At 71.6% G+C, this 11768-nt stretch carries 13 protein-coding genes and 2 pseudogenes; 6 read left to right on the top strand and 9 right to left on the bottom strand.

Annotation, left to right across the window (positions count from 1 at the left end):
- The 3 genes and pseudogenes from CIB93_RS18490 to CIB93_RS18480 form a co-directional block, all read right to left on the bottom strand.
- A pseudogene (locus CIB93_RS18490) lies at positions 1–107 on the bottom strand (electron transfer flavoprotein subunit beta); the annotation flags it as partial.
- Positions 108–309: 202 nt separating this feature from the next.
- The gene (locus tag CIB93_RS18485) at positions 310–819 is read right to left on the bottom strand and encodes a flavin reductase family protein (protein ID WP_096628109.1); all 510 of its coding nucleotides are present in this window, start codon (positions 817–819) and stop codon (positions 310–312) included.
- 196 nt (positions 820–1015) lie between these two features.
- On the bottom strand, positions 1016–1342 hold the full coding sequence (locus CIB93_RS18480; RefSeq protein ID WP_096628107.1) for a thioredoxin family protein: 327 nt from the start codon (positions 1340–1342) through the stop codon (positions 1016–1018).
- 231 nt (positions 1343–1573) lie between these two features.
- Between CIB93_RS18480 and CIB93_RS18475 the strand changes: the two genes are divergently transcribed.
- Complete coding sequence (locus tag CIB93_RS18475) at positions 1574–2296, top strand: 1-acyl-sn-glycerol-3-phosphate acyltransferase (RefSeq protein WP_096628106.1); 723 nt, start codon at positions 1574–1576, stop codon at positions 2294–2296.
- A gap of 28 nt (positions 2297–2324) precedes the next feature.
- Here the strand turns inward: CIB93_RS18475 and CIB93_RS18470 are convergent.
- The 5 genes and pseudogenes from CIB93_RS18470 to CIB93_RS18450 form a co-directional block, all read right to left on the bottom strand.
- Positions 2325–2783, bottom strand: a pseudogene (locus CIB93_RS18470) (B3/4 domain-containing protein); the annotation flags it as partial.
- Positions 2784–2812: 29 nt separating this feature from the next.
- Positions 2813–3412 carry a transglutaminase family protein gene (locus tag CIB93_RS18465; RefSeq protein WP_096628104.1) on the bottom strand — a complete coding sequence of 200 codons (600 nt, stop codon included), beginning with the start codon at positions 3410–3412 and terminating at the stop codon, positions 2813–2815.
- Positions 3413–3492: 80 nt separating this feature from the next.
- Complete coding sequence (locus CIB93_RS18460) at positions 3493–4572, bottom strand: low specificity L-threonine aldolase (RefSeq protein WP_096628102.1); 1080 nt, start codon at positions 4570–4572, stop codon at positions 3493–3495.
- Positions 4551–5318 carry an SDR family NAD(P)-dependent oxidoreductase gene (locus tag CIB93_RS18455; protein ID WP_096628100.1) on the bottom strand — a complete coding sequence of 256 codons (768 nt, stop codon included), beginning with the start codon at positions 5316–5318 and terminating at the stop codon, positions 4551–4553. Before CIB93_RS18455 ends, CIB93_RS18460 begins: the two co-directional genes overlap by 22 nt.
- A gap of 26 nt (positions 5319–5344) precedes the next feature.
- Complete coding sequence (locus tag CIB93_RS18450; RefSeq protein WP_096628099.1) at positions 5345–6742, bottom strand: DUF6421 family protein; 1398 nt, start codon at positions 6740–6742, stop codon at positions 5345–5347.
- A 293-nt stretch (positions 6743–7035) separates the two neighbouring features.
- Here CIB93_RS18450 and CIB93_RS18445 point away from each other — a divergent pair, with 293 nt between their 5' ends.
- Entirely contained in the window at positions 7036–7719 is a 684-nt protein-coding gene (locus CIB93_RS18445; protein WP_096628097.1) for a glycerophosphodiester phosphodiesterase family protein, read from the top strand.
- Between the two features lie 35 nt (positions 7720–7754).
- On the opposite strand, the gene CIB93_RS18440 is transcribed toward CIB93_RS18445, so the two are convergent.
- On the bottom strand, positions 7755–8303 hold the full coding sequence (locus CIB93_RS18440) for a GNAT family N-acetyltransferase (RefSeq protein WP_096628096.1): 549 nt from the start codon (positions 8301–8303) through the stop codon (positions 7755–7757).
- Positions 8304–8494: 191 nt separating this feature from the next.
- Between CIB93_RS18440 and CIB93_RS18435 the strand changes: the two genes are divergently transcribed.
- From CIB93_RS18435 to CIB93_RS18420, 4 genes are all read left to right on the top strand, one after another.
- Positions 8495–9100, top strand: coding sequence for a DUF5134 domain-containing protein (locus tag CIB93_RS18435; RefSeq protein WP_096628119.1), 606 nt, complete (start codon positions 8495–8497; stop codon positions 9098–9100).
- Positions 9101–9198: 98 nt separating this feature from the next.
- Positions 9199–10134 carry a M56 family metallopeptidase gene (locus tag CIB93_RS18430; RefSeq protein ID WP_096628094.1) on the top strand — a complete coding sequence of 312 codons (936 nt, stop codon included), beginning with the start codon at positions 9199–9201 and terminating at the stop codon, positions 10132–10134.
- Positions 10135–10193: 59 nt separating this feature from the next.
- Complete coding sequence (locus CIB93_RS18425; protein WP_096628093.1) at positions 10194–10904, top strand: phosphatase PAP2 family protein; 711 nt, start codon at positions 10194–10196, stop codon at positions 10902–10904.
- A 76-nt stretch (positions 10905–10980) separates the two neighbouring features.
- Positions 10981–11712 carry an HAD family hydrolase gene (locus CIB93_RS18420; RefSeq protein ID WP_096628091.1) on the top strand — a complete coding sequence of 244 codons (732 nt, stop codon included), beginning with the start codon at positions 10981–10983 and terminating at the stop codon, positions 11710–11712.
- The last annotated feature ends 56 nt before the right edge of the window (positions 11713–11768 follow it).

Here is an 11768-nt window from a genome sequence, read left to right as displayed (position 1 = left end):
AACAGACCGTCGACATCCTCACGATCCAACGTCAGATCATCGGCGAAACGCCGGTCACCGGACGCGTCGGGCACGTACTTCACACAGACAACGATCCTCAAGCTCACGCCGGCTCTCCTACTGCATCGTCATTTCTGGGCTGCCTTGTTGCACGCAGCATAGGCGCCATGTCGGGCCGTTTCCGGTCAGGACGACCGAGGCTCCGAGCCCGATATTACTCGCCAGTACACCCAGTCTCTTACCCCTGGGCAACCGCTGTGCACTGTGACCTTGCCAACGGCGGCGGGTCTGTGCACGAGGTGCGTGGGGTCAGTCTCGCAGAGCGGTGAAGCGGCCCTGGTGATAGACGAGCGGACGGCCCGCCCCGGCGGGGTCCCCGGCCACGGCCTCGGCGATCACGATGCGGTGGTCCCCGGCCGGGATACGGGCCACGACACGGCAGACCAGCCAGGCCGGCACATCGGCGAGCAGCGGTACGCCCTCGGGGCCGGGGGCCCAGTCCGTCGGCGGGCCGAAGCGGTCGGCGCCACTGCGGGCGAAGGTCGCGGCCAGTTCCTGCTGATGCTCACCGAGCAGGTGGACGCCGACATGCTCGGCGTCGGCCAGTACGGGCCAGCTGGAGGAGGACGTACCGACGCCGAAGGAGAGCAGCGGGGGTTCGGCCGCGACGGAGGTCAGCGAGGTGGCGGTGAAGCCGACGGGGCGCTTCCCCGCCGCGGTGATCACCGCGACACCCGCGGCGTGGCGGCGGAAGACGGAGCGGAAGAGCTCGGACGTGGTGACCGCCGGGGAGGTGGCGAGGTCGGGCGAAGCCGTCATGGACATGTCCTTCTGCGGGAGAGGCGTACGGGTCCGTGGGTGCTCAGACACCCGGACAGCGCGCACTCGCGCAGCGTGCGAGGTCCACATGGACCCGGCCGTGGAGAAGGAGTTCTGGCGGCATAACGTCAGACTGACGATGCGTGGTGGGTGCAGTCAAGGGAGTTCCGCAAGGTGCGATATGCGTCACGGTCCGTCATATGGCGTGTCCCAGCGCCGCGACGACATCGACCGTCCGGGGCTGGCCGGACGCACGACGGACCACCTCGCCGTCCGCGTCGAGCACGAGGACGGTCGGCGTCTTCGTGATGTCCAGCCGCCGCACGAGCGTGAGATGGGCCTCGGCGTCGATCTCGATGTGCGCGACTCCGTCGACCATCCCGGCCACTTCCACCAGGGTGCGGCGGGTCGCCCGGCACGGCTGGCAGAAGGCGCTGGAGAACTGCACGAGCGTCGCCCGCTCCCCCAGCTCCGCGCCGAGCTGGGATGCGTCGAGGCGCTGTGCGCCGTTCCGGCCGTCCACGTGGTGCCTCCTCGATCAGAGCTCTTCGCAAGAGGTCAGCACCGGCCGCCCTCCGGACATTCCCGCAGCTCCCGGGGGGCGCACACGTGACGAGAATCTCGCAGCCCGAGCCCACCGGGACTGGCCACCGGCTCCCACATGGGGCACCATCGCCACAATGCCGAAAACCTACGGCTGCGTAACTTCCGCCGGGAGAACCCTCCCCAGGCACTGAAGAAGGGTCTTCACCAGATGGCAGAACTCGTCTATCGACCGGTCGTCGGCGCCGCTCGCACCCTGTTCAAGGCGCTCGACCTGAAGATCGACACTCAGGGTTCGGAGCACATCCCGAAGACCGGTGGTGCGGTGCTGGTCAGCAACCACATCAGCTACCTCGACTTCATCTTCACCGGCCTGGGCGCCCTGCCGCAGAAGCGGCTCGTCCGGTTCATGGCGAAGGAGTCGGTCTTCCGGCACAAGGTCTCCGGTCCGCTGATGCGGGGAATGAAGCACATCCCGGTCGATCGCGACCAGGGCGAGCACGCGTACGCCCACGCCCTCAAGTCGCTGCGCTCCGGTGAGATCGTGGGGGTGTTCCCCGAGGCGACCATCTCGCAGTCGTTCACGCTGAAGAGCTTCAAGTCGGGCGCGGCGCGCCTCGCCCAGGAGGCCGGGGTCCCGCTGATCCCGATGGCGCTGTGGGGCACGCAGCGAATCTGGACGAAGGGGCGGCCGCGCAATTTCCGGCGCAGCCACATCCCGATCACCATCCGGGTCGGCGAGCCCGTGGAGGCACCCTCCGACCAGTACGCGGGCGCCATCACCCGGCGGCTGCGCGAGCGGGTGCAGGAGCTCCTGGAGGCCGCCCAGCGCGCCTACCCGGTGCGCCCGAAGGACGCGAGCGACACCTGGTGGGTGCCGGCCCACCTCGGCGGTACGGCCCCGACGCCCGCCGAGGTGCGCGAGGCCGGCTGAGGGCGCTCCCGCCGATGGCGGGGGGGTGTCACTGCGCGGCGTGGACGGTGATCCGCGCCCCGGGGCTCAGCTGCTCCAGGGTCGCGGCGAGTTCGGCGCCCGTGGCGTCGAGCTCGCCGGTCGTCATGGGCGCGAGGCCCTCCAGCAGGAAGACGGCGTTCACCGAGTCCTCGGTGAGCCGGGTGCGCACGCCCTGGCGCCAGTTCCAGCGGCGGCGGGTGACGCCCTCGTCGTCGCACCAGACGACTTCGCCCGGCTCGGGATGCTCCACCGCCTCCTCTCCCCCGGCGACGGTGGGGAACGGCTCGTCGCCGGTCGCGCGGATCAGCCGCATGCCGCCCTTGATGTGGTCGGTGTCCTCGCCGCCGACCGGGACGAGATGGGCGACGCTGATCGCGTTGTAGGCGTCGACGAGGAGGTTGATCCGGGGCGGCCCGCCGTCGGCGAGGGCGCGCCGGGCCAGCGCCCCGGCCGAATTGCGGGTGCGGTGGAGCGGCTCGGGGCGTTCGGCGGCGTTCAGAGACCGGCGGGAAGCATCCGCCACAGCTCCACTCGGTCCCGGGCGCTTCTGAGCGCGTGGAGGACCGTGGACGCCAGTGCAGCATAGACTATCGGATAGTCCACTTCATTGAACTTTTCGCGCACGACCCAGGCCAGCCGCTCCTCCGTCAGGGAGAACTGCGCGTCGATGCCCGGCTTGTTGCCCCGCGGGTCCACGCGCGCCCAGCGCTCTTCGCCCGGCAGCCGCAGCGCGACGAGGCCGTGGACGATCGGATTCGTTCCGTCATCGTCCGCGAGGCGCTGATAGCAGAGCCCTGCGGGGATGCCGCGGGCCCGCAGCAGGGCCACGAGCGCGATCGACTTGGCGTGGCAGATGCCGGTGCGGGCGGCGAGTACGTCGGAGGCCCGCCAGGTGACGCGCAGGTCTCCCGAGTCGGCGGAGTGCGGGATCGTGTCGCGCACGTGGACGAAAGCGGCTCGGGCGTATGCATATGCATCACTCCCGACGCGCGAGAGGTCCGCGACGGTTGCCCTGACGCGCGGGTGTTCGTGATCGATGGCCTCGTCGGCCGCCAGATACAGGGAGATGTCCGAGGACTGCGGGGTCGGCTCCATACCCCAGAGCGTACGAAGCGGCCGACCGTAGATCCATTGCTTTACGGTCGGCCGCATAGCCATACGGAAGGAGGGGGTGGCTAACGCGCCATCTCTTCCTTCAGTGCCTGGAGGAAGGCGTCGACGTCGTCCTCGCCGGTGTCGAACGCGCACATCCAGCGGACGTCCCCGGCCGCCTCGTCCCAGAAGTAGAAGCGGAAGCGCTTCTGGAGCCGCTCGCTGACCGCGTGCGGCAGCCGGGCGAAGACGGCGTTCGCCTGGACCGGGTAGAGGATCTCCACCCCGTCGATCGCCCGGACGCCCTCCGCGAGCCGCTGGGCCATGGCGTTGGCGTGCCGCGCGTTGCGCAGCCAGAGGTCCTTGGCGAGCAGGGCCTCCAGCTGGACGGAGACGAAGCGCATCTTGGAGGCGAGCTGCATGGAGAGCTTGCGCAGATGCTTCATCGCCCGGACGGCGTCGGGGTTCAGGACGACGACGGCTTCGCCGAACAGGGCCCCGTTCTTCGTGCCGCCGAAGGTCAGCACATCGACGCCGACCGCGTTGGTGAACGTCCGCATCGGCACGTCCAGGGAGGCGGCCGCGTTGGCTATCCGGGCCCCGTCGAGGTGCACCTTCATGCCGAGCTCGTGGGCGTGGTCGCAGATGGCGCGGATCTCGTCGGGGGTGTAGACGGTGCCCAGCTCGGTGTTCTGGGCGATCGAGACGACCTGCGGCATGGCCCGGTGCTCGTCGTCCCAGCCGTACGCCTGCCGGTCGATGAGCTCGGGGGTGAGCTTGCCGTCCGGGGTGGGCACGGTGAGGAGCTTGAGGCCGCCCATCCGCTCGGGGGCACCGCCCTCGTCCACGTTGATGTGTGCGGACTCGGCGCAGATGACCGCGCCCCAGCGGTCGGTGAGCGCCTGGAGGGCGACCACGTTGGCCCCGGTGCCGTTGAAGGCCGGGAAGGCCTCGGCGGTGGGCCCGAAGTGGCTGTGCATGATCCGCTGAAGGTGGCCGGTGTACTCGTCCTCGCCGTAGGCGACCTGGTGGCCGCCGTTGGCGAGGGCGATGGCAGCGAGGACCTCGGGGTGCGCGCCCGCGTAGTTGTCACTGGCGAATCCGCGTACCTGCGGATCGTGGTGACGTCGGGCGTCGGTCCTTACGGTTGCGGGGTCAGCCACAGGCGCTTTCCGTTCACTTCGGTGGCGGGCTGCTCCCAGACGCCGGTGATGGCCTCGGCCAGCTCCGTGACGTCGGTGAAGCCCGCGAACTTCGCATTCGGGCGCTCGGCGCGCATCGCGTCGTGCACCAGTGCCTTGACCACCAGGATCGCAGCAGCGGTACGCGGCCCCTCCTCGCCCCCGGCCTTGCGGAAGGCGTCCCCCAGCGCGAGGGTCCACGCCTCGGCGGCGGCCTTGGCGGCGGCGTAGGCGGCGTTGCCCGCGGTGGGCTTGCTGGCCCCGGCGGCGCTGATCAGGAGATACCGGCCCCGGTCGCTGCGCTGCAGGCCTTCCTGGAAGGCCAGCGAGGTCGACTGGACCGTGCGGATCAGCAGCTTCTCCAGCGCGTCCCAGTCGGACAGGGCGGTCTCCTCGAAGCTGGCGCTGCCGCGCCAGCCGCCGACGAGGTGCACCAGTCCGTCGATCCGGCCGAACTCCGCCTCGGTGCGCTTGGCCCAGTCGCGGGTGGCGTCGAGGTCGAGCAGGTCGACGGTCTCGCCGGTGACGGTGGCTCCGCCGTGGGCGTACCGCGCGGCGTCCACAGCCTCGGCGAGCCGTTCGGGGTTGGCGTCGCAGCCGACGACGGTCGCACCGGCCTCGGCGAGCCGCAGCAGCGTCGCGCGGCCGGCCGGTCCGGCCGCTCCGGCAACCGCGACCACGGCGCCTTCGAGCGCACCGGTCCCGTTGCCCGTACCGATTCCGTTCATGGCCACCGCCTCCTCAGGAGAATGGTTCACGCGGCTGCCCGCTCGTCGTTCGCCGCGGTGATTCCCTTGGTGGAGGCAATCACGTGCTTCAGCTTCTTGGCGAGCGCCTCATAGAACATGCTCAGGGGAAACTCGTCAGGAAGCACGTCGTCGACGAGCTTGCGAGGGGGAAGTGTGAGGTCGAGGGCGTCGGGGCCCTTGGCCCAGCGGGATCCCGGGTGCGGGGCGAGGTAGGTGGAGACCAGGTCGTACGCGGCGAACCAGTGGACCAGCTTGGGGCGGTCGATACCGTCGCGGTAAAGCTTCTCGATCTCCGCGCAGAGCTGGTTGGTGACCTGCGGGGCACGGTCCCAGTCGATCTTCAGGGTGTTGTCGGTCCAGCGGACGACGTCGTGCTTGTGGAGGTAGGCGAAGAGCAGCTGGCCGCCCAGGCCGTCGTAGTTGCGGACGCGCTCGCCGGAGACGGGGAAGCGGAACATCCGGTCGAAGAGCACCGCGTACTGCACGTCACGGCCGTGGGCGTTGCCCTCGGACTCCAGCTTCACGGCCTCCTTGAAGGCGGTGAGGTCGCAGCGCAGCTCCTCCAGGCCGTACATCCAGAACGGCTGGCGCTGCTTGATCATGAAGGGGTCGAACGGCAGGTCACCGTGGCTGTGGGTGCGGTCGTGGACCATGTCCCACAGGACGAACGCCTGCTCGCAGCGCTGCTGGTCGCCGATCATCTCGCGGATGTCGTCGGGCAGCTCCAGGCCGAGCAGGTCGACGGAGGCCTCGGTGACGCGGCGGAAGCGGGCGGCCTCGCGGTCACAGAAGATGCCGCCCCAGCTGAAGCGCTCGGGGGCCTCGCGCACGGCGATGGTCTCCGGGAAGAGGACCGCGGAGTTCGTGTCGTACCCGGCGGTGAAGTCCTCGAAGGTGATGCCGCAGAAGAGCGGGTTGTCGTAGCGGTTCGCCTCCAGGTCGGCGAGCCACTCGGGCCAGACCATCTTGAGGACGACCGCTTCGAGGTTGCGGTCGGGGTTGCCGTTCTGCGTGTACATCGCGAAGACGACGAGGTGCTGGAGGCCGTCGGTGCGGTTCTTCGCGGGCTGGAAGGCGAGCAGCGAGTCCAGGAAGTCCGGCACACGGAAGCCGTCGGCGGCCCAGCGGCGCAGGTCGGTGACGAGCGCGCGGTGGTAGTCGGCGTCGTGCGGCAGCAGCGGGGACAGCTCCTCCACCGCGCCGATCACGCGCTCGACGGCACGCTCGACGGTCGCGGGGGACGGGGCGCCCTCCGCCTCGAAGTCGATCGATCCGTCCTTGGCCTGCCAGGGGCGGATCTCCTCGACGGCACCCTTGAGCACAGGCCAGGCCGGGTGCTCGACCACCCGCTGGGCCGTAGCTATCTCGCCTTCGGTGGCATCGTGCACAAGAATTTCCGTCATAACACTTCCTCCACGGGAGAACCTCGCGTGGAGCCACCGTAGCCGCGCAGGGTTCCTCCCGACAAGGGGGGTCCTGAAAATTATCCTGCGCACCCCCATGGTCACCGCTGTTTTTCCTGTCACACCCCGGACAGAGGCACAGTTCCCGCAGCCGCTGCGGGAGCCTGCCGACCGGGCCCGCACGGCGGCAGACATCGGGAGCCCCGGCCGTTACCCTCCCCAGTGCCGTATTGCCGTACCTCCGCGCGGGCAGGAGCAGTTGGCGGACAACCGCCGACGGAAACGAGGTCGCCTTGTCTTTTCTCACCCTGGGTCATCGCGGAGTGATGGGTGTCGAGCCCGAGAACACCCTGCGCTCCTTCGTCCGCGCGCAGGCGTCCGGGATGGACGCCATCGAACTGGACCTCCACCTGAGCAAGGACGGCGCACTCGCCGTCATGCACGATGCCGCCGTCGACCGCACCACGGACGGAACCGGGCCCATCGCGGCCAAGACCCTGGCGGAGCTGCGCGAGCTCGACGCGGGCCAGGGCGAGCGGGTGCCCGTCTTCGAAGAGGTGCTGGAGGCCGTCTCCGCGCCGCTCCAGGCAGAGATCAAGGATGTGGCGGCGGCCCGCGCGCTGGCGGACGTGATGCTGGAGCGCGGTCTCGTCGGACGCGTGGAGGTGTCCTCGTTCCACGACGAGGCCGTCGTGGAGATCGCCCGGCTGGTGCCCGGCGTACGAACGGTGCTCATCGCCAGCCGCTGGGACGCGGACGTGGTGGACCGGGCGAAGGCGGCGGGCGCGGCAACGCTCGCGCTGAACATCCGCCGCCTCACCCTGGAGGTGGTGGAGCAGGCGCACGCCGAGGACGTGAAGGTGATCGGCTGGGTGGTCAACACCCAGGACCAGCTGCGCCTGGCGCGGGCGCTGGGGCTGGACGGCGCGACCACCGACTTCCCGGAGATCCGCCGCACCGGCCGCTTCACCGCCTGAGCCCGGCCGGGCGCGCCCGGCACGCCGGGCACGCCTCAGAGGTTCTTGACCAGCAGTTCGAAGGCCAGTCCGTCGCGCTGCGGGATGCCGAAGCGCTCGTCGCCGTACGGGAACGGGGTGAGCTCTCCCGTACGGCGGTAGCCTCGGCGCTCGTACCAGGCGATCAGGTCCTCGCGCACCGAGATCACCGTCATGTGCATCTCGCCGACGCCCCAGCTCTCCTTCGCGGTGCGCTCCGCCTCGGCGATGATCAGCTTGCCCAGCCCGCCGCCCTGGAGCCCGGGACGCACCGCGAACATGCCGAAGTAGGCGGCCTCGCCCCGGTGTTCGAGCTGGCAGCAGGCGACGAGCTCGCCGTCCCGCTCGACCGCGAGGAGCCGTCCCGCCGGGGCGTCGAGGACCTCGCGCACTCCCTGTTCGTCGGTCCGCTGCCCCTGGAGGATGTCGGCCTCGGTGGTCCAGCCGGTGCGGCTGGAGTCCCCGCGGTAGGCCGACTCGATGAGGGCGACCAGCGCCGGGACGTCGTCCCCGGTCGCGTCGCGGAAGGTCAGCCGGGCCGAGTCGGCGGGCGGGGCGGTGTCCATGGTGGCGCTCTCCGTTTCTCAGCGGCCTCTCCGCTGCCGTGCGTGCGATCGAGCGTAGCGCGACCTGGAGCGCCCCTCCCGGGCCCCGGCGCACCCCCTTCACACCCCTGTGCGCCGGGTTCGGCGGCGATCGCCCGGGCATCGACCAGTCGACCCGCAGGAGTGCCGTACGTCCGAGGGGGATGCGCGCCGTGCACGGAGGAACCCTGGTCGGCTGGCTGCTGCTGGCGTTGTGCGCGGTGAGCGGCGCCTACTGCCTGCTGCACGCCCGTACGGGGACCCCGGCGGAGCGCCGCGCCGCGCGCGCGGAGGCGCAGATGGGTTTCGGCATGGCGGCGATGGCCCTACCCGCCGCGGTGCTGCCGCCCCCGGAGTGGGCGTGGGCGCTGTATGCGGTGCTCTTCGGCGCCGCGGCGCTGCGGTCGCTGCGCCCCGCCCTGGGCGGCGGCCATCACCTGCACCACCTGATCGGCTCGCTGGCCATGGTCTACATGGCGATCACCATGGCCCCGGCGGTCTCGGGGGGCGGCGGGGACGGGCATGCCGGACACGGGGCGGCGGGCGGCGCCGGGGGGATACCCGCGCTGACGGGCGCGCTGCTCGTCTACTACGCGTTCTACGTACTGAGCTCGGCCGGGCGGCTGTTGCCCGTGGCCGCCGCGCCCGGCGGAGTGGTGCGCGTCGCGGGGCGCGGGCCCGCCGGATTCGGGAGCGGTACGGACGAACGCTCCGGGCTCACCACGGCCTGCCGGCTCACGATGGGCATCGCCATGTTCGCCATGCTGCTCACCCTGTGAGACGGGAAGTGGGACAGAAGCCCCGGCAAACCGTGGTCTGCGTCACTTGCCGGTCGCAGCCATACCAATGGAAGACCCGCCCCTCATAGTCTGAGGCCATGCTGGTCTCCCTCGCGCTGCTGCTGCTCGGTGCACTGACCGCTCTGGTGACCCCGCGACTCATGGCGCGCGCCCAGTGGCCGGAGCGCGAGCCGGTGGTGGCCCTGTGGGTATGGCAGTGCGTGGTGGCGGGGGTCCTCGTCTCGTTCGCCCTGTCCATGACGTTGAGCGCGGCGGCCGCCTGGCAGGCGGTGCGCGGCCATGTCTTCGCCCCGGCCCCGCACGCCGTGGTCGAGGCGTACGCCCTGGCGGCGTACGGACCGTGGTCGGCGGTCATCGCGGTGCTGCTGGCGCTGGGCGGACTGTGGAGCGGCGCGATGCTGCTGAGGGAGATCCGGCGGGAGCGGCGGCGGCGCAGGCGGCGCCGGGCCGAGCTGCTGGTCCGCTCCCCTCTCCTGCCGGGCGAGGAACCGGGCGCCGACCGTCTTGTGGTGCTGGAGGGCGAGCGCCCCGACGCCTGGTGGCTGCCCGGTACGGCACCGCAACTCGTCATCACCACCGCCGCGCTGAGCCGCCTGAAGGGCCGCCAGCTGGACGCCGTGCTCGCCCATGAGCAGGGCCACGCCCAGGCGCGCCACGACTGGCTGCTGCACTGCTCGTCGGCGCTGGCGGTGGGTTTCCCGCAGGTCCCGGTGTTCGCCGCGTTCCGCGACGAGATGCACCGGCTGGTCGAACTGGCCGCCGACGACGTGGCGTCACGCCGCTTCGGCCGGCTCACGACCGCGCTGGCCCTGGTCGGACTCAACGAGGACCGGGGGGTGTTCGGCCCCTGCCCCACACCGGATGCCCAAGTCCCGCTGCGTGTCAACCGGTTGCTGGCCCCGGTCGAGCGTCTGACGGCGGGCCGTCGGTTGCGCCTGACGGCCGCGGCGGCGCTGGTGCCGGTGGTTCCGCTGGTCGTGGCGTTCGTTCCGGGTCTGCGGGCGCTGGGCTAGGAGTACGCCGGGCGGGGCGGGTTGGGCTTAGGGCCGCGTCCTCCGCGAGGATCGCCCCCATGCGCTCCCTCCGAGTCACCCCGCCGCAGCCCCTGCCCCGCCCCCGGACCGCCGCGCTGTGGACCGCGTCCGTCGCCGCCGCGGCCGCCCTGGCGCTGCTCGCCCTGGTGGCCGCGCGGTGGCCCCCGCTGCTGTCCCTGGACCGCATGGTCGCCGAGGCCCTGCACCGGGACGCGGTGGCCGATCCCGGGCTGGTCCGGGTCAGCCGGGTGCTGACGGACTGGGTGTGGGACCCCTGGACGATGCGCCTCCTGATCGCGGTGGCCGTGGTCGCCCTGTGGTGGCGGGGTGCGCGGCCGCTCGCCCTCCGGGTGGCCGCGACGAGCCTGCTCGCCTCCCTCCTCCAGCAGGGGCTGAAGACCGTCGTGGGGCGCGAGCGCCCGCAGTGGCCCGACCCGGTGGACACGGCCGAGTACTCCGCGTTCCCCTCCGGCCACGCCATGACGGCGGCGGTCAGCTGCGGGCTGCTGGTCTGGCTGCTGCGGCTGTACGGCACGGGCCCCGGGGTGTGGGGTGCGGCGCTGGCCGTGGCGGTGGTCTCGGCGGTCGGCGTGGCGGTGACCCGGGTGTATCTGGGGGTGCACTGGCTGAGCGATGTCGTGGGCGGCGCGTTGCTGGGGGTGGCCGCGGTGGCGCTGTGCGCCGCCGGGTACGCACGGGTCCCGGCGCGCCGGGACCCGGTGGGCGCGGCCCGGACTCCCCGGCCCTGAGAGCCCTCGAACACCGCGGCGGGCCCGATGGCAGGCGGTCTTGCCGGCGTGGGAACGTACCGGGAAGAATCCCACCATGGTGGTCAGGGGTGTGCTGTTCGACTTCTCCGGAACCCTGTTCCGTATCGAGCCGGTCCGGGACTGGCTCGCGACCGTGCTGCGCGAGCGCGGTATCGAGGTGGCGCCGGAGGATTTCGAGCGGTATGTGCGTCAGCTCTCGGCCGCCGGTGCCCTGCCGGGCGGTCCGCCGCCGGTCCGGGTGCCGGAGCGGCTGGCCGGGGTGATGGCCCGCCGGGACCTCGGCGCCGCCCTGCACCGCGAGGCGTACACGGGTCTGGCCCGGCAGGTCGCCCTGCCCGATCCGGGGCTGTACGAGGCGCTCTACGACCGCCATATGCTGCCGGACGCCTGGCGCCCCTACCCGGACGCTGCGGAGGTGCTGGAGGGGCTGCGCCGGGCAGGCATCGCCACCGGGGTGGTCAGCAACATCGGCTGGGACCTGCGCCCCGTCTTTCGCGCCCATGGGCTCGACGCCCTGGTCGACGCCTATGTCCTGTCCTACGAGCACGGGATGCAGAAGCCCGCCGCCGGTCTGTTCCGGACTGCCTGCTCGCTGATCGCCCGGGATCCGGCGGACGTGGTAATGGTCGGTGACGACCGCGGGGCCGACGGGGGCGCGGCGGCCGTGGGCTGCGAGGTCCGGTTCGTGGACCACCTGCCGGTGGCCGGGCGGCCGGACGGCCTGCGGTCGCTGGGACTCGTACCGCCCCGGGGCGGCAGCGCGGACGGCAGCCGGTCCGGGGTGTGAGGCATATCCCGCCGCGGAGGGGGTACTAGGGGCGGTCTCTGGCCGTAGCCTGGGGG

Origin of the sequence: Streptomyces sp. WZ.A104, from assembly GCF_002382885.1 — a bacterium.
GTDB lineage: Bacteria > Actinomycetota > Actinomycetes > Streptomycetales > Streptomycetaceae > Streptomyces.
This window is presented reverse-complemented; position numbering and strand designations above follow the sequence as displayed.